We start from the raw sequence: 21,424 nt of genomic DNA on the forward strand, positions 1-21,424 counted from the left end.
GCCCCACCCACGCCCACACTCTGCCCACCCCCACCCAACGGTGTTAAAAAAGAGGCATGGCCGGATTCCTCGGCCGCCTGCGCTCGATGTTGAGCGCGCGTACCGTCGCCCGGCAGGTCTTCGTGCTGCAGGCGGCGATCGTCGCGCTCCTCGTCGTCGCCGCGGTGGTGGCCCTGGTGCTGCAGGTCCGCACCGACACCGAGCGGGAGGCCCGCAACCGCTCCCTGGCGGTGGCCGAGGCCTTCGCGCACTCGCCGGGCGTCGTCGAGGCCCTGGCGCAACCGGATCCGTCGTCGGTGCTCCAGCCGCGTGCCGAGGCGGCGCGCGTGGCGACCGACGTGGACTTCATCGTGGTGATGACGAGGGACGGGATCCGCTACACCCACCCCAACCCCGAGCAGATCGGCAAGCACTTCGTCGGCACGATCGCCCCGGCCGCGGCGGGCGGGGTCGTCCGGGAGACGTACACCGGAACCCTGGGTCCGTCCGTGCGGGCCGTGGTCCCCGTGAACGACGAGGGCGGCGAGATCGTCGGCCTGGTGGCCGCGGGTGTGACGCTGGCCAGCGTGGGCGGGGTCGTGGACCACCAGCTGCCGTGGGTGTTGGGCTCGGCGGCGGTCGCGCTCGCCCTCGCCACCGGCGGGACCGCGCTGGTCAGCCGACGGCTGCTGCGGCAGACGCACGGGCTGGGGCCCGAGGAAATGACGCGGATGTACGAGCATCACGACGCCGTCCTGCACTCCGTACGGGAGGGCGTGCTGATCCTGGACGGCAAGCGGCGCCTGGCGCTCGCGAACGACGAGGCGCGCCGGCTGCTCGGGCTGGCCGCGGACGCGGAGGGGCGGCCCTGTCTCGCCCTGGGCATCGGCAGCGACCTCGCCCGGCTGTTCACCTCCGGGCGGGACGCCACCGACGAGGTGCACCTCGCGCAGGGCCGGCTGCTGGCCGTCAGCCAGCGCGCGACCGACCGGGACGGTGGGCCCGCGGGCAGTGTGGCGACGCTGCGGGACACGACCGAGCTGCGGACGATGACCGGCCGGGCGGACGTCGCGCGGGAGCGGCTGAAGCTGCTGTACGACGCGGGGCTGGAGATCGGCACCACCCTGGACGTCACGCGCACCTCGCAGGAACTGGCCGACTTCGCGGTGCCGCGGTTCGCCGACTATGTCTCCGTCGACCTGGCGGACCCGGTACTGCGCGGCGAGGAGCCGAAGGAGGGCCGTACCGACATGCGCCGGGTCGCCTTCCAGGGCGTACGGGAGGGCAGCCCGCTGTATCCGGTCGGCAAGCTGATCCACTTCGCCAAGGACACCCCGCAGGCCTTCGGCTTCGGCACCGGCAGGTCGGTGCTGGAACCGGACATGCCCGCCTTCTCGGGTTGGCAGAGGCAGGATCCGGACAACGCCCGCAGGCTGGTCGACTTCGGCATCCACGCGATGCTGACGGTCCCGCTGCGCGCCCGCGGCGTCATCATGGGCATGGCCACCTTCTGGCGCGCCGACCGGCCGGAGCCCTTCGAGCAGGAAGACGTCTCCCTCGCCGAGGAGCTGGTGGCGCGCGCCGCCGTCAGCATCGACAACGCCCGCCGCTACACCCGCGAGCACACCCTGGCGGTCACGCTCCAGCGCAGCCTGCTGCCCCGGGCCCTGCCGGACCAGAGCGCCCTCAAGGTCGCCTACCGCTATCTGCCCGCGCACGCGGCGCAGGGCGGGGTCGGCGGGGACTGGTTCGACGTCATCCCGCTGCCGGGCGCGCGGGTGGCGCTGGTGGTCGGGGACGTCGTGGGACACGGACTGCACGCGGCGGCCACGATGGGACGGCTGCGTACGGCGGTCCACAACTTCTCCACCCTGGACCTCCCGCCCGACGAGCTCCTCGGCCATCTGGACGAGTTGGTCGCCCGCATCGACCAGGACGAGGGCGGCGACGGCGAGATCGCGCCGGTCACCGGAGCGACGTGCCTGTACGCCGTGTACGACCCGTCCACCGGGCTGTGCACCCTCTCCCGCGCCGGCCACCTCGAACCGGCCCTCGTCCACCCCGACGGACGGGTCGCGTTCCCCACCGTCCCCGGCGGGCCGCCGCTGGGCCTCAGCGGCAGCCTGCCCTTCGAGGCGACCGAGCTGCGGCTCCCCGAGGGCAGCGGGCTGGTCCTGTACACGGACGGGCTGGTCGAGCACCAGGGACGGGACATCGACGCGGGGCTGGAGCTGCTGCGCGGGGCGCTCGCCGCCGCGCCGCCGACGCACGGCCGGACGCCGGAGGAGACCTGCCAGGCGGTCCTGGAGGCCCTGCTGCCGGAGCGGCCGCGCGACGACGTCGCCCTGGTCGTCGCCCGGACGCGGATGCTCCCCGCCGACCGCACGGCGGCCTGGGACGTCCCGGAGGACCCCGCCGCCGTGGCCCGTGTCCGGGCGGCGGCCACCCGCACGCTGGACGACTGGGGCCTCGCGGAGGAGGCGTTCACGACCGAGCTGATCCTCAGCGAACTCGTCACCAACGCCCTCCGCCACGCGACCGGCCCCATCCGCGTCCGCCTGATCCGCGACCGCGCCCTGATCTGCGAGGTGTCCGACGGCAGCAGCACCGCCCCGCATCTGCGCAGCGCGGCCACCACGGACGAGGGCGGCCGGGGGCTGTTCCTGGTGGCGCAGTTCGCCGAGCGGTGGGGCACGCGGTACACGGCGAGCGGCAAGGTGATCTGGACGGAACAGCCCCTGGCGGGCTCGTAGCGGTGTCCGGACGGAGCCGGGCGGAGGCTCAGTCCCCGTGAACCTCCAGCGCCGCGCGCACGCCCGACTCGACGGCGCCCTCGATCCACGACGGCTTCACGGAGGTGTGGTCTCCGGCGAAGTACAGCGGACCCTCAGGGGTGCGGATGGCTTCCAGCAGCTCCGTGTGCTGGCCGGGAAGGAGCACGGACGCCTCGCCGTACGCGTACGGATCGCGCAGCCAGCTCTGGGTGCGCCCGGCCCCGGTGTAGAAGACCTCGACGCGCTGGCCGTAGACCTGCTGCAGACCCCGCAGCGCGTGCGGATAGCGGGCGTTCTCCTCGAGGGAGTCCCAGCGGGACGCGTCGTCGGCCCAGCTGTAGGAGGCGAGGACGACACCGCCCTTGCTGCCCTCGACCGGGTGGGAGGGGTTGATCATGAACCGGTTGGAGTTGTCGGAGACCGAGCCGCCCCCGATGATGTGCGCCGCCTCGGGCTGGTCGCGGGTGGCCCACCGGTTGGCGGCGTAGTGGACGCGCTGTGCGTCGCTGATGTGGCCGTCCGGGACGGAGGGATGTACGCCGAGGAGGCTGCCGTCGGCGGGCGCCTTGCCCTTGCGGTAGTCGTCGTAGAGCCCGGGCCGTACGGCCTCGAGCTCCCGTTTCCAGTCGGCCTCGGTGAACTCCCACCAGCGGCGGCTGAACTCGAGCAGCACCTTGGTCGCGCTGTCGTAGTGCAGCTCGGCGACCGCGCGCCGCTTCTTGTACGACATCAGCGGGCTGACCTGCACCTGCCTGAGCCCCGAGAAGGGCACCGTGACGATCGCGAGGTCGGCGGTGAACTCCTCGCGCACGACCTTGCCGTCCCGCCCCTCGGAGACCGTGTCGATCCAGACGTGCGGCCCCTTTTCGCTGACGTGGGAGGTGTCGTCGGCGCCGGGCCGGCCTGGCGCCCAGTACTCGATGTGGGTCGCGCGCCGGTCGAGGCGAAGGACGTCGGCGACCTGCTTCAGCAGCGCGTCCGGAAGGGCCGCCGTGCCGCCGACCAGCTCCCAGAACGCGGTGTCGGGGCTGATCAGGGACTGGCTGACGAAACTGTGGACGAAGGAGAGCGGCAGCCGCGAGGTGAGGTTCTCCAGGGTGCCGATCAGATCGATGGTCCGCTCGTCGAAGCCCGCCTCCTCGGTCAGGAACCGGTACATCGACCAGTCGCCGTACTTCTGCACGACCCGCGCCCAGCCCCGCACCCGCTCGGGCATCGGCTTGTCGACGCGCTTGCCGTCCGGGCCGACGGTGCTGAACTCGTCGCGTACCGGGTCCAGGGCCCGGCGCAGGATGGCCGAGGAGGGCGTGTCCCAGTGCTCGCGGGGCACGCCGAAGGAGCGGTTGATCCTGCGGGGCGCCTTCGCGTACTCGGAGCGGCGCACGCGGACGCCGTTGACGTGCAGCCAGGCGTTGTTGACGGGCTTGCCCTCGGCGTCGACGTCGAGGAGGTGGAACCGGCGGCGTTTCACGCCGAGTTGGTCGATCAGCTGCATGACCAGCGGATGGCTGCCGGGGATGCGCATGGCGCCGGCCTCCGCGTACTGGGCCGGATCGGCGAACGCCTGCGCCGCGTGCTCGTGCCCGCCGGTGCGGAAGGTCTTGATGCGGCCGCCGACGCGGTTGCCGTTGGCCTCGACCAGCGTGACGTGGTGTCCGGCCCGCTTCAGCAGCCAGGCGGCGACCAGGCCGGCGGGGCCGGCGCCGATGACGAGGACCTTCTTGGCGGTCTTCGTCTTCGCGCGCGGGAGCCCGGAGTCGAGGATCTTCCGGTACGCCGGTGCGAGCGGCCGGTCCCGGTCGTCGACCAGGAGGAGGGCGCGGGCTACGGCCAGACAGGTGTCCCAGTCGGCGGTGGACTTCGGTCGGGCGGGAGCCAGGTGAGGGGCGGCTGCCGCTGATGTGGAGGTGAGCGCTGCCAGTCCGGCGGTCGTGGCGGACGCGGTCGTGAACTGCCGACGGGAGAGGCCGTTTGGGCCCGCGCGGTGAGTGTCCATGAGCCTTGGATACGGGGGCAGTTGGACGGATGCAGTCGCAATGGGTGGTTCATCACCTGAACGGGCAAGCGCATGATCGCGCATCCGCGCGGGGTGTGCGTCCGCACGCGGGTTTGTAAAGCGCGTATGACGAAACCGTTGACGCGAAGATGGCCCACTTTTATCTTCTGTCCCAATCGCGATCGGAATTACGAACTCCGTTCGAAATAACGGACAGGGATGGTCCCGTATGCCCCGGATGTCTCCCCCACCGCTCGGGAAACGCCGCAGATCACTGATCCTCTGCGTACTCGCGGCCCTTCTCGCCCTTCCGACGACGCAACCGGCGTCCGCGGCGGACGGCCGCCCGTACACGAACCCGCTGAAGTCGGCCAAGGGCGCCGACCCGTGGCTGCAGTACCACGACGGCAACTACTACCTGATCACCACGACGTTCACCGGCATCCTCGGCATCCGCAAGTCGCCGACGCTCGCGGGCCTCGCCACCGCGCCCAACGTGCAGGTGTGGTCGGACACCACGTCGACCCGGAACACCAACATCTGGGCGCCGGAGATGCACTTCCTGAACGGCCGCTGGTACGTCTACTACTCGGCCGGCCAGAGCGGCGTCGCCTGCTGCGACTCCCAGCGCACGCATGTCCTGGAGAGCTCGGGCACCGACCCGATGGGTCCGTACACCTACAAGGGCTCACTCACCGGCTCCAATCTCACCCCGGGCGGCTGGCTGATCGACGCGAGTGTGCTCCAGGCGAACAACAAGCTGTACCTGGTGGGCAGCGGGTTCATCAACGGCAGTACGCAGAGCCTGGTCATTGCCCCGCTGAGCAACCCGTACACCCTGGCCAGCCGCACGTTCACGATCATCTCCAGCCCGACCCTGGACTGGGAGCGCTCCGGCAGCCCCGTCAACGAGGGACCCGAGCCGCTGTACCGGAACGGCCGCACCTTCCTGACCTACTCCGCGAGCTTCTGCGGCACCCCCGACTACAAGCTCGGCCAGCTGGAGCTGACCGGCTCCGACCCGCTGAACCCGGCGTCCTGGACCAAGAAGCAGACCCCCGTCTTCCAGCGCAGTGACGCGAACGGCGTCTACGGACCCGGTCACAACGGCTTCTTCACCTCGCCCGACGGCACCGAGAACTGGATCGTCTACCACGCCAACTCCGCGTCGAACGGCGGCTGCGGCAACGGACGCACCACCCGCGCCCAGGAGTTCACCTGGAACGCCGACGGCACCCCGAACTTCGGCACCCCCGTCGCCCTCGGCACCACCCTCCCCGGCCCGTCCGGCGAAACGGCCGCGACGCCGACGTCGTACACCCTCGTCAACCGCAACAGCGGCAAATGCCTGGACGTGAACGGCGGCAACACCGCCGACGGCACCGACATCTTCCAGTGGACCTGCACCGGCGGGGCCAACCAGAAGTGGCGGGTCGAGGACCTCGGCGACGACACCAATCGCCTGGTCAACGTCGCCACCGGCAAGGTGATGGACACCGCCGAGTGCTCCGCCGCCGACGGCGCCGACATCCGGCAGTGGTCCTGGCTGAACAACAAGTGCCAGCGCTACCGGCTCGTGTTCACCGCGAGCGGCGACCACGTCCGGATCGTCAACGAGTCCAGCGGCAAGGTCGCCGACGTCGCCGACTGCGGCACCGCGAACGGCACCGACGTACGCCAGTGGACCTGGCTGAACAACAACTGCCAGCAGTGGCGCCTCGTACCCGCAACCTGATCTTCCAACTCCTGTATCGGAGAAGCACCTTGAGACGCAACGCCGTACGGCTGCTCACGGCCGTCCTGATGGCCCTCGCGGCCTGCCTCGCCGGGCCCGGTCCTGCCGCCCGGGCCGCCGTGCCCGCCTCCCCCGCCGTGACCTTCACCAACCCGATAGCACTGCAGCGCGCCGATCCGCACATCTTCAAGCACACCGACGGCTTCTACTACTTCACGGCGACCGTTCCGGCGTACGACAGGATCGTCATGCGCCGGGCCACCACTCTTCAGGGGCTCTCCACCGCCCCGGAGACCACGATCTGGACCAAGCACGCGAGCGGTGAGATGGGCGCCCACATCTGGGCCCCGGAGATCCACTTCATCGACGGCAAGTGGTACGTCTACTTCACCGCCGGGTGGTCCAACGACAAGTGGCGGATCCGGCCGTACGTCCTGGAGTCCAGCTCCGCCAACCCGCTCACCGGCACCTGGACCGAGAAGGGCCGCATCTCCCTGCCCCTGGACACCTTCTCGCTCGACGCCACGACATTCGTGCACAACGGCACCCGCTACCTCAGCTGGGCGCAGAACGACCCCGCCGTCGGCGCGGGCACCAACATCTACCTGGCCCGGATGTCCAGCCCATGGACCATCACCGGCAGCCCCGTGATGATCGCCCGGCCCACCCACGCCTGGGAGAAGGTCGGCGCGACCGTCAACGAGGGCCCGGCCTTCATCCAGCACGGCAGCAAGGTCTTCATGACCTTCTCCGCCAGCGCCACCGACGCCAACTACTGCCTCGGTCTGCTGACCGCCGACGCCACGGCCGACCTGATGAACCCGGCGTCCTGGACCAAGAACCCCGAGCCGGTCTTCAAGAGCAACGACGCCACCGGCCAGTACGGTCCCGGTCACAACAGCTTCACCGTCTCCGAGGACGGCAAGTCGGACATCCTCGTCTACCACGACCGCGACTACAAGAACATCAGCGGCGACCCGCTCAACGACCCCAACCGCCGCACCCGCTTCCAGAAGCTGTACTGGAAGGCCGACGGCACTCCCGACTTCGGCATCCCGGTGGCCGACGGGGTCACGCCGCAGCGCTTCTCGTCGTACAACTTCGCGGACCGGTTCATCCGGCACTGGGAGTACCGGGCCCGGATCGAGGCCAATGTCTCCCCGCTGGCGGACTCGCAGTTCCGCGTGGTCACCGGCCTGACGGGCAGCGGCACGGTCTCCCTGGAGTCGGCCAACTTCCCCGGCTACTACCTGCGGCACAAGAACTTCGAGGTGTGGCTGGAGAAGAACGACGGCACCGCGCGGTTCGCGAGCGACGCGAGCTTCCACAAGCGGGCCGGGCTGTCCGACTCGGCAGGTGTCTCGTACGAGTCGTACAACTACGCCGGGCGCTACCTCCGGCACTACGACTACCTGCTGCGGGTGCAGTCGCTGAGCACGGCGACGGACAGGGCGGACGCCACGTTCTACGCCCAATAGGGCACCTCGCCGCGGCTCCGGCCCCACTCAGGGCAGTACCCAGTTGGGCGCCCCGCTGAGGGCGGACGGTGAGGCAGGCGCCGGCCGCGATCGGGCCGGGCGGGACCGTGGACCGTTGGCCCAGCCGGTCCTGGATGTGCCAGCCGGTCAACTCCCCCTGGGGACGGGCGGATTGCCCGAAGCCGACTGGACCGCCTGCACGACCCATATACGAGCGCGCCCTGACCAGGCCGGATTCCGCAGGACCGTTCCGTAGGATCGCGTCCGTGGCGAACATCCTCCTCGAACGCACCGTTCCACTCCCCCTCACGGAGGCCTGGCGTCGCCTGACGGAGTGGCCCCGCCACGCCGACGTGGTCCCCCTGACCCGCGTCCGCGTCACGCCCCCGGTACCGACCCACGTGGGCACCCTCTTCGTCGCCCGCTCCGGCCTGGGCCCGCTGTCCTTCGACGACCCGATGGAGGTGACGGTGTGGCAGCCGCCGGGGGACGACGACACGCCTGGCCTGTGCCGACTGGAGAAGCGGGGCCGCGTGATCATGGGCTGGGCCGAGATCGAGGTGTGGCCCGGGCCGGGCGGACGGGCACGCGTGGTGTGGCGGGAGGAGCTGCGGGTGCGGTTCGTGCCGGGGGGCCTGGACGGTGTGGTGGAGCGTACGGCTCGGTATGTGTTCGGTCGGGCGGTGAACCGGCTGCTGCGGCGGCCGTGACAGGTGTCGAGCGGGTCGACGGGGAGGACATGATGACCGTGGCAGTGGAGTCGAGCGAGGTCGAGGCACTCGCCGTGGACGGCCTGCGCTGGATGGTCTCGGGTGCGCGGGAGACCGGGCACGGTGGGCTCGGGTGGCCCGTCCGGGGCTCGGACGACGAAGTCGACCCGATGCTCTACAACGGTACGGCCGGGGTCGTGCCGGTGCTGCTGGAGGCGTGGCGGCACTTCGGTGACGACGCGTATGCCGACCTCGCGCTGCGCGCCGCGCGTTCCCTGGCGGACACGGTCGACGAGTACCCGGACGACTCGCTCTACTTCGGGCTCACCGGCATCGCGCTCGTCCTGCGGACCGTCCACCGCGAACTCGGGTACCCGGACGCCGACCTGGCCGCCGGTCGCGCCCTCGACCGGGTGCGGTCACGGTTCGACGGGACGCGCTGGGGCGAGTTGTTCGAGCTGATGGGCGGCAACGCGGGCATCGGCCTTGGCGCGTTGGCGGCGGGCGACGCCGAGTTGGCCGTACTGGCGCTGGAGCCGTACGCGCGGACGGCTGAGACGACGGCGGCGGGCATCACCTGGGAGTACCGGCGCGGCATCGAGTCGCGGCTGCACCACATGTCGCACGGCACGCTCGGGATCGCGTACGCGTTGGCCGCCGTCGGGTCGGCCACCGGCCGTGCGGATCTCGTAGAGCTGGCGCGGGCCGGGATCGCTGACGTCGTGGCCCGCGACGAGGGCGGTCCCGACGGTTTCCTCGTGCCGCACTCCGACCCGCAGCGCGCCCCGGACCTGATCGACCGCCACAGCTACGGCTGGTGTCATGGTCCGGCCGGTGACGCCCATGTCTTCCGGCTGCTGCGGGACATCACCGCTGACCCCGCCTGGTCGGCCCTCGCCGACCGCTGCTGGCACACGGTCACGCACTCCGGTCTGCCCCGCCGGCTGCGCCCCGGCTTCTGGGACAACAACGGGCGCTGCTGCGGCACCGCGGGCGTCCTGGCCCTCGCCTGCGACCGGATCGCCGAACAGGGGGACTCCCCCGAGTTCGCGGGCGTCCTCGTCGCTGACATCGCCGCCCACGCCACCCGGGACGCCGACGGCGCCCGCTGGTCCAACGTCGAGCACCGCGCCACCCCGAGCGACCTGGAACCGGAGACGGGGTGGGCCATGGGCAACGCGGGGATCGTCCGTGAGCTCCTGCGGTACATCAGGATCGGCCGGGGCGGTGACCCGGCGTACTCCTTCGCCTGGCCCGACCAGCCGGTGCCGCGGGTTCAGGCCACCGACCCGATCCGGCCCGCCGGCGACGACGACGTGGACGTCGCGTCGTGATGGATCGGCGTGTGCGCGCCCGTCAGTGAGACGCCGCTCCCGCCGCGCCGGTTGGCGACGATCTCGGAGGCGATCGACAGGGCCGTCTCCTCCGGGGTACGGGCGCCGAGGTCCAGGCCGATCGGGGAGCGGAGCCGGGCCAACTCCAGCTCGGTGACGCCGACTTCACGCAGCCTGTCGTTCCGGTCGAGGTGCGTCCGCCGCGACCCCATCGCGCCCACGTACGCCACCGGCAACCGCAACGCCAACCGCAACAGCGGTACGTCGAACTTCGCGTCGTGGGTGAGCACGCACAGGACGGTCCGCGCATCCACCTCCGTGCGCTCCAGGTACTTGTGCGGCCACTCGACGACGATCTCGTCCGCCTCCGGGAAGCGGGCCTTCGTCGCGAAGACCGGGCGGGCGTCGCACACGGTCACGTGATAGTTCAGGAACTTGCCGATGCGCACGAGCGCCGACGCGAAGTCGATCGCGCCGAAGACGATCATCCGGGGCGGCGGGACCGAGGACTCGACCAGCACCGTGAGCGGGGCTCCGCAGCGCGAGCCCTGTTCGCCGATCTCCAAGGTGCCGGTGCGGCCGGCGTCCAGGAAGGCGCCCGCCTCCGCCGCGACCGTGCGGTCCAGTTCGGGATGGGCGCCGAAGCCGCCGTCGTACGAACCGTCGGGACGCACGAGAGTTGCGCGCCCCAGCAGTTCCCGTGGCCCGGACACGATCCTTGCGACCGCCGCCGCCTCGCCGCCCGCGGCCGCCCGCAGCGCGGTCGCGAGCACCGGGCGGGAGGGATCCCCGGCCCGGACCGGCGTGACCAGGATGTCGATGACGCCCCCGCAGGTCAGGCCGACCGCGAAGGCGTCCTCGTCGCTGTAGCCGAAGCGCTCCAGGACGGTCTCGCCGTCCTGCAGCGCCTGTTGGCACATCTCGTAGACCGCGCCCTCCACACAGCCGCCGGAGACCGAGCCGATCGCCGTGCCGTCCGCGTCCACCGCGAGCGCGGCGCCGGGCTGGCGGGGTGCGCTGCCGCCGACGGCCACCACGGTGGCCACGGCGAAGTCGCGTCCCTGCTCGACCCACCGGTGCAGCTCTTCGGCGATGTCCAGCATCTGTCGGTCTCCTTAAAGCGGTTGTGTGAAGGGCAATTCACGCACTGACTAGTGCACGCCCATCCAGCTCTCAATGGGATTGAGGGCGAAAAAGACCAGGAAGATGCCTGTCAGGGCCCACATGAACGCCCCGATCTCCCGCGCCTTGCCCTGGGCGATCTTGATGGCGACGTACGAGATGACACCGGCCGCGACGCCCGCGGTGATCGAGTAAGTGAACGGCATGATCACGACCGTGAGGAACACCGGGATCGCGGTGGCCCGGTCGGCCCAGTCCACGTGCCGCGCGTTCATCATCATCATCGCGCCGATCACCACCAGGGCGGCGGCAGCGACCTCGCCTGGCACGATCGCCGTGAGCGGCGTGAAGAACAGGCAGGCCGCGAAGAACAGGCCGGTGACGACCGAGGACAGGCCCGTGCGGGCACCCTCGCCCACGCCGGTCGCCGACTCGACGAACACCGTCTGACCGGACGCGCCGGACACACCGCCGATCGCACCGCCCGCACCGTCGATGAACAGCGCCTTGGACAGGCCCGGCATCCGGCCCTTGTCGTCGGCGAGCTTGGCCTCGGTGCCGACGCCGATGATCGTCGCCATCGCGTCGAAGAACCCGGCGAGCACGAGGGTGAACACGATCATGCCGACCGTCATCGCGCCGACCTCGCCCCAGCCGCCGAACTCGACGTTGCCGAAGATCGAGAAGTCGGGCATGGACACCGCGCTGCCGTGCAGTTCGGGCGCGCCGCTGGCCCACTGCTTGGGGTCGATGACGTCGAGGGCGTTGAGGATGACGGCGAGCACGGTGCCGCCGACGATGCCGATCAGGATCGCGCCGGGGATGCCGCGCGCCTGGAGCATGAAGATCGCGAGGAGGGTGACCGCGAAGAGCAGGACGGGCCAGCCGGCCAGTTCGCCGGCCGGGCCGAGGGTGACCGGGGTCCCCTCGCCCTGGTGCACGAAACCGGCCTTGAAGAAGCCGATCAGGGCGACGAACAGGCCGATGCCCATGGTGATCGCGTGCTTCAGCGCGAGCGGGATCGCGTTCATGATCATCTCGCGCAGGCCGGTGACGACCAGCAGCATGATGACGACGCCGTACATCACACACATGCCCATGGCCTGCGGCCAGGTCATCTGCGGGGCGACCTGCGAGGCGAGCACGCCGGAGACGGAGAGGCCGGCGGCGAGGGCGAGCGGCACCTTGCCGAAGAAGCCCATCAGCAGCGTGGTGAAGGCCGCCGCGAACGCGGTCGCGGTGATGAGCGCCTTCTGGGCGAGCGTGTCCCCGGCGGCGTCCTTGCCGGACAGGATCAGCGGGTTGAGCAGCAGGATGTACGCCATCGCCATGAAGGTGGTGACGCCGCCGCGCACCTCACGCGCGACCGTGGATCCTCTGTGGGATATGTGGAAGTACCGGTCGAGCCACGACCTGCCGGCGGGGACGCGGGTGCCTTCTCCCGCGTCTTCGGCAGTGGTCGTCGGCTCCAGTGACTGCTGGGTCATGTGGGCCTACTCCCAAGGTTCAAAGGGGCACCCGCGTCGACCACCCTGACGGTCGATCAACCGCGTGCGCGGCGGCGGGATTTGGGAAGGTGCTTCGGCCGCACGACCCGGGGGACGGCCCGAGACGAACGAACAGGATCTGTGGGGCTGGTACGTGCTGGTTCTCCGACGACCGCGAGCGGTGCGGCGGTCCGAGTACTCCGGGCGGCGCGGCGGAGTGTGTGACGTTCCCACACGCCGCCCGGAGGGACTTACGGGATTCCTTACGCCGTACCGGTGAGGTGTTCCGGACGTACCGGCGTGCGGTTGAGCTCCAGCCCGGTCGCGTTCCGGATCGCCGCGAGAACGGCCGGGGTGGACGACAGGGTGGGGGCCTCGCCGATGCCGCGCAGCCCGTACGGGGCGTGGTCGTCGGCGAGTTCGAGCACGTCGACGGGGATGGTCGGCGTGTCGAGGATCGTGGGGATGAGGTAGTCCGTGAAGGAGGGGTTCTTCACCTTCGCCGTCTTGGGGTCGACGACGATCTCCTCCATGACCGCCACGCCGAGACCCTGGGTCGTACCGCCCTGGATCTGGCCGATGACGGACAGCGGGTTGAGCGCCTTGCCGACGTCCTGGGCGCAGGCCAGCTCGATCACCTTCACCAGGCCGAGCTCGGTGTCGACCTCGACGACGGCGCGGTGCGCGGCGAAGGAGTACTGGACGTGGCCGAAGCCCTGACCGGTGCGCAGGTCGAAGGCCTCGGTCGGACGGTGCCGCCACTCGGCCTCGACCTCGACCGTCTCACCTTCGAGTACGTCCACCAGGTCGGCGAGGACCTCGCCGCCGTCGGTGACGACCTTGCCGCCCTCCAGCAGCAGCTCCGCCGTGGCCCAAGCGGGGTGGTAGGAGCCGAACTTACGGCGCCCGATCTCCAGGACCTTCTCGCGGACCAGCTCGCAGGAGTTCTTGACGGCACCGCCGGTGACGTACGTCTGCCGGGATGCCGAGGTCGAACCCGCCGAGCCCACCTGCGTGTCCGCGGGGTGGATCGTCACCTGCGTGACGCCCAGCTCGGTGCGGGCGATCTGGGCATGGACGGTGACACCGCCCTGGCCGACCTCCGCCATGGCCGTGTGCACGGTGGCGACGGGCTCATCCGCGATGACCTCCATGCGCACCTTGGCGGTGGAGTAGTCGTCGAAGCCCTCCGAGAAGCCGACGTTCTTGATACCGACCGCGTAGCCGACACCGCGTACGACGCCTTCACCGTGCGTGGTGTTGGACAGACCGCCCGGCAGCTGCCGGACGTCCGCACCCTCGCTGGACTCCCACTGGCGCTCCGGCGGCATCGGCATCGCCTTGACGCGGCGCAGGAGTTCGGCGACCGGCGCCGGGGAGTCGACCGGCTGCCCGGTCGGCATGATGGTGCCCTGCTCCATGGCGTTCAGCTGCCGGAACGCCACCCGGTCCATACCGACCGCGTCGGCCAGCTTGTCCATCTGCGCCTCGTAGGCGAAGCACGCCTGGACCGCGCCGAAGCCGCGCATGGCGCCGCAGGGCGGGTTGTTGGTGTAGAGGGCGATGGCCTCGATGTCGACGTCGTCGACGACGTACGGGCCGATCGACAGCGAGGAGGCGTTGCCGACGACCGCCGGGGAGGCGGAGGCGTACGCGCCGCCGTCCAGCACGATCCGGCACTTCACGTGGGTGAGCTTGCCGTCCTTCGTGGCGCCGTGCTCGTAGTAGAGCTTGGCGGGGTGACGGTGGACGTGCCCGAAGAAGGACTCGAACCGGTTGTAGACGATCTTGACCGGCTTGCCCGTGCGCAGTGCCAGCAGGCAGGCGTGGATCTGCATCGACAGGTCCTCGCGACCGCCGAAGGCGCCGCCGACGCCGGACAGCGTCATGCGGACCTTCTTCTCGGGCAGGCCGAGCACGGGCGCGATCTGGCGCAGGTCGGAGTGCAGCCACTGGGTGGCGATGTAGAGGTGGACGCCGCCGTCCTCGTCCGGTACGGCGAGGCCGGACTCCGGGCCGAGGAAGGCCTGGTCCTGCATGCCGAAGGTGTACTCGCCCTTGACGACGAAGTCGGCCCGCTTCGCGGCCGCTTCGGCGTCGCCGCGGATGATCGGCTGGCGGTGGACGATGTTCGGGTGCGGGACGTGACCGGAGTGGTGGTCGTCGCGGTTCTCGTGGATGAGGATCGCGTCCGGGGCGGTCGCGGAGGCCTCGTCGGTGATGACGGGCAGCTCGCGGTACTCGACCTTGATCTTGGCGGCGGCGCGGCGGGCCGTCTCCGGGTGGTCGGCGGCGACGATGGCGACCGGCTCGCCGTGGTGGCGTACCTTGCCGTGTGCGAGAACCGGGGTGTCCTGGATCTCCAGGCCGTAGTTCTTCACGTCGGTCGGCAGGTCGTCGTACGTCATGACGGCGTAGACGCCTGCCATGGCGAGCGCCTCGCTCGTGTCGATGGACACGATCTCGGCGTGCGCGACGGTCGACCGGAGGATCTGCCCCCAGAGCATGTCCTCGTGCCACATGTCGGACGAGTACGCGAACTCGCCGGTGACCTTGAGGGTGCCGTCCGGGCGGAGGGTCGACTCACCGATGCCGCCCTTGGTCTGGGAGCCCTGGGTGATCTTCGTAGGAGCGCCGTTGGTGGGCATGCTCAGACCGCCTCTCCCTGCCGGGCGGCCGCCAGGCGGACCGCGTCCATGATCTTCTCGTAGCCCGTGCAGCGGCACAGGTTGCCCGACAGGGCCTCGCGGATGTCCGCGTCGGTCGGGTTGGGGTTTTTCTCCAGCATCTCGTCGGCGGCGACCAGCAGACCCGGCGTGCAGAAGCCGCACTGGACGGCGCCGGCATCGATGAACGCCTGCTGGATCGGGGAGAGTTCGGTGCCCTCGCCGGTCTGGGAGTCCTGCCCCTTGGCCGCCCTCCCCCAGGCTTCGCCCGGGGGGACCCCCAGCTGGGCGTCCTGGAGGGACGTACCACAGGCACCGGAGGCGCAACCGCCGCCCTCCGCACGCTGCTTGGCGTAGTCCGCGAGCCCCTCGACGGTCACGACCTCACGGCCCTCGACCTGACCGGCGGCGACCAGGCAGGAACACACAGGCACGCCGTCGAGCCGAACCGTGCAGGACCCGCACTCACCCTGCTCACAGGCGTTCTTGGATCCCGGCAGACCGAGCCGCTCGCGCAGCACGTACAGAAGGCTCTCGCCCTCCCAGACGTCGTCGGCTTCCTGCGGACGTCCGTTGACAGTGAAGTTGACGCGCATCAGGCGACTCCCTCCGTGGTGGCGGCGGTGCCGCGGTACGACTCCCAGGTCCAGGTCAGCGTGCGGCGGGCCATGATGCCGACCGCGTGCCGGCGGTAGCTCGCCGTGCCCCGGACGTCGTCGATCGGGTTGCAGGCAGCGGAGCACAGGTCCGCGAACTGCTTGGCGACCGACGGAGTGATGATCTTGCCGTTGTCCCAGAAGCCGCCCTCTTCGAGCGCCGCGTTCAGGAACTCCTCGGCGGCCTTGGCCCGCACCGGCGTCGGGGCGGCCGAGCCGATACCCGTACGGACGGTCCGCGTCTCGGGGTGCAGCGCGAGACCGAAGGCGCACACGGCGATGACCATGGCGTTGCGGGTGCCGACCTTGGAGTACTGCTGCGGCCCGTCGGCCTTCTCGATGTGTACGGCCCTGATGAGCTCGTCGGCGGCGAGCGCGTTGCGCTTCACACCCGTGTAGAACTCGTCGATCGGAATACGGCGGCTGCCGCGCACCGACTCCACCTCGACCTCGGCGCCGGCCGCCAGCAGGGCGGGGTGGGCGTCTCCGGCCGGGGAGGCGGTGCCGAGGTTGCCGCCGACGCCGCCGCGGTTGCGGATCTGCGGGGAGGCCACGGTGTGCGAGGCCAGGGCGAGCCCGGGCAGCTCGGCGCGCAGGTGCTCCATGATCTTGGTGTACGGGACGGAGGCACCGAGCCGCACACTGTCCTCGCCGACCTCCCACTCGTAGAGGTCACCGATGCGGTTCAGGTCGAGGAGGTACTCGGGCCGGCGGTGGTCGAAGTTGATCTCGACCATCACGTCGGTGCCACCCGCAATCGGCACAGCGGTGGGGTGCTCGGCCTTCGCGGCGAGCGCCTCCTCCCAGCTGGCGGGGCGAAGGAAGTCCATGACCGGCTCTCTTCTTGGTCTCGTGGGTCGTACGGTTTGAGCCAGATCTGGTGCGGCGGGCCCGGCTCGTTCATGTGCTGTTAACGCGCATTGACGTCAGTACACAGCGCCGTCCTCCACCGGGGTCAGTCACGGAAACCATGAAGGAGTTGGCTGGCCAGGGAGGTCATCTTGTAGATTCGTATGAACGGAGGTCACCAGTAACCTCCCCGTTTTCCCTGGGAAACATCAAGCACAGCTCCGGGAAGACGTGAGACACAGCCCTTGTGACCAGGGACACAGCCGGGACACGGCCCCGGCGGACGCCGGTCACCACTCACGGGCCCTCGAACGGGCCGCTCACCACACGACCCTCTAGATCCATCGTAGATTTCGAGACAAAGAACGGCGGCGACGAGAATGCGGCTGCGCGCACTGCTGGACACCGACGCGCTGGGCCTCAAGCTGCTCGGCGGCGAGGACGAGCTGGACCGCACCGTGCGCGGTGTGATGACCACCGACCTCAGGGACCCCAGCCGCTATCTCTCGGGCGGTGAGCTGGTCCTCACCGGGCTGGCGTGGCGAAGGAACGCCGCGGACTCCGATCCTTTCGTGCACCTCCTCGTGCAGAACGGGGTCGTGGCCCTGGCGGCGGGCGAGGCGGAGCTGGGGGACGTGCCGGAGGACCTGGTGGTGGCCTGCGCCCGGCACCGGCTGCCGCTGTTCGCCGTGCACGAGTCGGTGGCGTTCGCGACGATCACCGAGCATGTCGTACGGCAGGTGAGCGGCGAGCGGGCCGGGGACCTCGCGGCCGTCGTCGACCGGCACCGGCGGATGATGACGTCGGGCCCGGCGGGCGGCGGCCCGGACGTGGTCCTCGACCTGCTCGGCTCGGACCTGGACCTGCGCGCGTGGGTGCTGTCGCCGACGGGGCGGCTGATCGCGGACCCGAAGGTCGCGGGCCCGGCGCTGCCCGCCGACATCTGCGCGAGGCTGGCGGCGGAGCACCTGTCGGCCGCCCGCACCGGACGCCGCGGCCCGCACCGGCTGACCCTCGGCACCACGACGTACTCCCTCTTCCCGATCCGCAGCAGCGGCCGCTCCCCACAGGCCTCACGGGACGTGCGCGAGACGGTGCTGTCGGACTGGCTGCTGGCCGTGGAGGCGGACGCGAGCGACTGGCCCGAGGAGCGCCTGGACCTCCTCCAGGGCGTCACCCAGCTGATCGCGGTGGAACGCGACCGGCGCGACGCGGCACGCACGGTCCGCCGCCGCCTCGCGCAGGAGGTCCTCGAACTGGTCCAGACGGGCGCGGCCCCCGCCGAGATCGCCGCGCGCCTGCGGGTCGCGGCCCCGGTGCTGCTGCCCGGCCTGGGCGCGGCCCCGCACTGGCAGGTGGTCGTGGCCCGCGTCGAATGGGACGGCGGGGACATCGAAGCGGGCCCCATCGCCCAATCCCTCCTGGAGGAGATCCTGGTGGACCCACTGGCAACCGGCCCGGAACCCTCCGACCGCATCGCCGTGGCCCACACGGGCGACGAGGCCATCGCGCTGGTCCCGCTGCCCGCCGTCTCCTCCGAGCACGACGGCTCGGAGGCCGGGATCCTCGCCGACGCCCTCCTCGACTCGATCCGGGACCCGCTGTCGGCGGGCCTGGACGACGACGGCCGGGTCACCCTGGGCGTGAGCGCGGCGGTGCACTCGGCGGAGGGCCTGCGCGGCGCGCTGGAGGAGGCCCGCCACGCCCGCCGGGTGGCGGCCGCCCGCACGGGCCGGGTCTGCGCGGCCGGCCACCAGGAGCTGGCGTCGCACGTCCTGCTGCTCCCCTTCGTCCCGGACGACGTACGCCGAGCCTTCACCGCGCGGCTGCTCGACCCACTCCGCGACTACGACCGCCGCCACCGCGCCGAACTGATCCCCACCCTGGAGGCCTTCCTGGAGTGCGACGGCTCCTGGACCCGCTGCGCCACCCGCCTCCACCTGCACGTCAACACATTGCGCTACCGAGTGGGCCGGATCGAGCAGTTGACGAGCCGGGACCTCTCCCGCCTGGAGGACAAGCTGGATTTCTTCTTGGCACTGCGGATGAGTTGAGCCCGCGCGAGCCCTCTCCGACGGCCGCACGGATGGCACCAAGTGCCGCCGCTGTCCCACGACTTTGTGAAATCCTTCACCCACCCTCTTGGCCGGGCCCGGAGATTCGTGCTGAGATGCCGCCACCACTCAACAGCTCGATGGCGTGCTGGGCCTGTTCCGCGGAGCAGGTCGGGTGTCCAGGGATGGTGCCCGGCGACGCCGGCGAGCGGGGCGTGGTGCGTGCAGCCGTGGGCGGGCGTCGACGACCGACGACACAGCCTCAGCGGACGCGCGTGCCGTGTGCCGCGACCCCGAGCTGATCCGCAGGACAGGACCTTGGGGAGGGCGAGGTGGCGCATACCGCCATGTCTGGTAACGGAACGACCGCCGGTGACGATCCACTCCAGACCGCGGTATGGCGGCTGCGCTCACGCGCCTGCTGGGCGGACGCGGCGGCACTGCTCCAGCCGGTCACCGCGCAGGCCGCGCTGCAGCGGGCCGCGCTGCTGGTGGAGCGGTGTCTCTACACCGAGCAGGGCTGGGAGGAGGCCGAGGACGCGCTGCGCACGGCCGAGGCGCTGGCCCACAGCGACGAGGAGCGGGGGGCTGCCGCTTGTGAACGCGGGCAACTTGCGTACGCGGCGACCCTGCACTCGGTGCGCGACCGGGCGGACGAGGCGCGGGCGGCGCTGGGGCGGGCGGCGGCGCTGATCCCTCCGGGGGCGGCGGGGCGGGCGACGCTGGACTTCCGGCGGGGCCTGCTGGCGGAGAACCTGGCCCGGTCCCCGCAGGCGGCCCGTGCGGCATACCGTCGCGCACACGCGGGCGCGACGGCTCATGCCAACCCCCTCCTCCTCTCCTTCACCTGGCGCCATTTGGCCGGACTCGCGCTGCGCGACGGCGAGTTGGCGGAGGCCCGGCACGGATTCGCCGAATCCCTCCGCATCCGCGAGGAGTTGGGCTATCTGGTGGGCACGGCCCCCGCCCTGGCGTCCCTGGCCGACGCGGAGGCCGAACCTGAGGCGACACGGCTGCGCGAGGAGGCCCGCCGCCTGTTCCGCCTCCTGGGAGGCGTCCCCACATGGCTGGCCCACCAGCTGGCACCGATGCCGCCCGCGGCGGGCGCGGCCACGGCCTGAACCACCGCCCACTGTCTCGCCCCCGCCGCCCCTACCCGTCCCACCCCTGGGGGGCTACCGCCCCCCAGCCCCCCGCTTCGGCCCCAAAAGGGCCTCGTCCTCAAACGCCGGACGGGCTGAATGACGCGCGCCGGCCCTGCGGATGGTGACGGGGGGATCGGCGCGTACCCCACGGGCCCGCAGTCGCGTACAGCGGGAAGGGGACGGGCCGGGGGGTGTCCGCCCGCAGTGGCCGGCGTCAACACGCAGCACCTCCCGGCCTAAGTCCAGCCGCCGGTCCGAGGACGGACACCCCCCGGCCCCGACCCACAACACGACCGCAGGCGCTACGCGAACCCCCACCACACCCGCACAGGCGCCGCAGGCATCAACGCACACCCCCACCGAACAGCAACAGGCCGCCGCACCCCGACCCACACTCAGCCCGCCCCCGCGAAGTGCTCCCCCACCAACGACCGCACAACCTCCAACTCCCCGGCGATCAACGCATCCAGCAGCGCCATGTGTTCAGCCGCGTCGGCGATGAGGTCGGCGTGGCCACGGCCGACCGGCCGACCCGGACCCACCAGGGGCCACTGGGCCCGGCGGTGGAGGTCGTCGGCGATCTGGACCAGCTGCTCGTTGCCGCAGAGCGACAGCACGGCGCGATGGAAGGTACGGTCCGACTCCGCGTACGTCGCCCGGCACCCCGTCGCCGCCGCCCGAACCGTCGCCTCGGCCAACGGCCGCAGTTCCGCCCAGCACTCGGCAGACACGCTGCGCGCCAGCCGCAACATCACCGGCACCTCGATCAGCGCCCGGACCTCGGCCAACTCGGCCAGCTCCCGGGCCCCGCGTTCGACCACCCGGAACCCCCGGTTGGGAACGACCTCCACAGCCCCCTCCAACGCGAGCTGCTGCATCGCCTCGCGAACCGGCGTCGCGGAAACCCCGAAGCGTTCGCCGAGCGCGGGAGCCGAGTAGACCTCCCCCGGCGTCAGCTCACCGGTGACAAGCGCCGTGCGCAGCGCGTCGAGGATCTGCCCCCGCACCGAGGCCCGCTGCACGACCGGCCGCGGCCGCGGAATGGGCTGCTCGCTGTGGGTGTGCTCACCACGCGCCGCAGCCACCCCGGCGGCCCCCAGCGACCGTGCCTGGCCTTCACCGGCCCCAAGACCCGAACCCACACCGAACCCCAGGCCCGACCCCGACCCCGACCCCGACTCCAGGCCCCGGCCCACGCCTGCGGCCCCACCCTGCGGCGGCACCCGCGGCACACCCGACGGGACACTTGCCCGACCCGACCGAGCCTCCGCAGCGGCCGAACCCCCCGAGACCTCCGCGCCCCGCGAGACGTCCGAGACGTCCGAGACCCGCGGATTCCCCGTTCCCGCGGAGCCCTGCGCGCCCTGCTTCACGGGTCCTCCTCCGGACGTGTCGGTACTTGGGATCATTAGCGTCATTACGGCGGCTTGTTACTCACC

The 21,424-nt window shown here is 71.2% G+C and carries 14 protein-coding genes; 7 read left to right on the top strand and 7 right to left on the bottom strand.

Features of this window, described 5'->3' with window-relative positions; genetic code table 11:
• The first annotated feature begins 56 nt into the window (after positions 1-56).
• The gene (locus IF78_RS0101795) at positions 57-2,732 is read left to right on the top strand and encodes a SpoIIE family protein phosphatase/ATP-binding protein (RefSeq protein WP_031475380.1); all 2,676 of its coding nucleotides are present in this window, start codon (positions 57-59) and stop codon (positions 2,730-2,732) included.
• 28 nt (positions 2,733-2,760) lie between these two features.
• On the opposite strand, the gene IF78_RS0101800 is transcribed toward IF78_RS0101795, so the two are convergent.
• Complete coding sequence (locus tag IF78_RS0101800; RefSeq protein ID WP_031475378.1) at positions 2,761-4,749, bottom strand: flavin monoamine oxidase family protein; 1,989 nt, start codon at positions 4,747-4,749, stop codon at positions 2,761-2,763.
• Positions 4,750-4,978: 229 nt separating this feature from the next.
• On the opposite strand from IF78_RS0101800, the gene IF78_RS0101805 reads away from it, so the two are divergent.
• The 4 genes from IF78_RS0101805 to IF78_RS0101820 all read left to right on the top strand — a co-directional run bounded on the left by IF78_RS0101805 (position 4,979) and on the right by IF78_RS0101820 (position 10,006).
• Positions 4,979-6,484, top strand: a complete 1,506-nt coding sequence (locus tag IF78_RS0101805; protein WP_051827449.1) for a family 43 glycosylhydrolase — start codon at positions 4,979-4,981, stop codon at positions 6,482-6,484.
• A gap of 68 nt (positions 6,485-6,552) precedes the next feature.
• Positions 6,553-7,962, top strand: a complete 1,410-nt coding sequence (locus IF78_RS0101810) for a family 43 glycosylhydrolase (protein WP_031475374.1) — start codon at positions 6,553-6,555, stop codon at positions 7,960-7,962.
• Positions 7,963-8,228: 266 nt separating this feature from the next.
• A complete protein-coding gene (locus tag IF78_RS0101815) occupies positions 8,229-8,672 on the top strand; it encodes a hypothetical protein (protein WP_031475372.1) in 444 nt (147 codons plus the stop codon).
• A gap of 32 nt (positions 8,673-8,704) precedes the next feature.
• Entirely contained in the window at positions 8,705-10,006 is a 1,302-nt protein-coding gene (locus IF78_RS0101820; protein ID WP_031475370.1) for a lanthionine synthetase LanC family protein, read from the top strand.
• On the opposite strand, the gene IF78_RS0101825 is transcribed toward IF78_RS0101820, so the two are convergent.
• From IF78_RS0101825 to IF78_RS0101845, 5 genes are all read right to left on the bottom strand, one after another.
• Positions 9,949-11,109, bottom strand: coding sequence for an XdhC family protein (locus IF78_RS0101825; protein WP_031475368.1), 1,161 nt, complete (start codon positions 11,107-11,109; stop codon positions 9,949-9,951). The two genes, IF78_RS0101820 and IF78_RS0101825, sit on opposite strands and share 58 nt — an antisense overlap.
• 48 nt (positions 11,110-11,157) lie before the next feature.
• Positions 11,158-12,615, bottom strand: a complete 1,458-nt coding sequence (locus tag IF78_RS0101830) for an NCS2 family permease (protein WP_031475366.1) — start codon at positions 12,613-12,615, stop codon at positions 11,158-11,160.
• A gap of 263 nt (positions 12,616-12,878) precedes the next feature.
• Positions 12,879-15,263 carry a xanthine dehydrogenase family protein molybdopterin-binding subunit gene (locus tag IF78_RS0101835; protein ID WP_031475364.1) on the bottom strand — a complete coding sequence of 795 codons (2,385 nt, stop codon included), beginning with the start codon at positions 15,261-15,263 and terminating at the stop codon, positions 12,879-12,881.
• A 2-nt stretch (positions 15,264-15,265) separates the two neighbouring features.
• A complete protein-coding gene (locus tag IF78_RS0101840) occupies positions 15,266-15,877 on the bottom strand; it encodes a (2Fe-2S)-binding protein (RefSeq protein ID WP_031475363.1) in 612 nt (203 codons plus the stop codon).
• Positions 15,877-16,767, bottom strand: coding sequence for an FAD binding domain-containing protein (locus IF78_RS0101845; protein WP_031475361.1), 891 nt, complete (start codon positions 16,765-16,767; stop codon positions 15,877-15,879). Before IF78_RS0101845 ends, IF78_RS0101840 begins: the two co-directional genes overlap by 1 nt.
• Before the next feature lie 399 nt (positions 16,768-17,166).
• Here IF78_RS0101845 and IF78_RS0101850 point away from each other — a divergent pair, with 399 nt between their 5' ends.
• Positions 17,167-18,840 carry a PucR family transcriptional regulator gene (locus tag IF78_RS0101850; RefSeq protein ID WP_031475359.1) on the top strand — a complete coding sequence of 558 codons (1,674 nt, stop codon included), beginning with the start codon at positions 17,167-17,169 and terminating at the stop codon, positions 18,838-18,840.
• Between the two features lie 332 nt (positions 18,841-19,172).
• Positions 19,173-19,961: a hypothetical protein gene (locus IF78_RS0101855; protein WP_031475357.1), complete on the top strand. Its 789-nt coding sequence runs from the start codon at positions 19,173-19,175 to the stop codon at positions 19,959-19,961.
• 419 nt (positions 19,962-20,380) lie between these two features.
• On the opposite strand, the gene IF78_RS43245 is transcribed toward IF78_RS0101855, so the two are convergent.
• A complete protein-coding gene (locus IF78_RS43245) occupies positions 20,381-21,358 on the bottom strand; it encodes a GntR family transcriptional regulator (RefSeq protein WP_425314587.1) in 978 nt (325 codons plus the stop codon).
• Between the last annotated feature and the right edge of the window lie 66 nt (positions 21,359-21,424).

The sequence above is a fragment of the Streptomyces bicolor genome, assembly GCF_000719285.1.
Classification (GTDB): Bacteria; Actinomycetota; Actinomycetes; order Streptomycetales; family Streptomycetaceae; genus Streptomyces; species Streptomyces bicolor.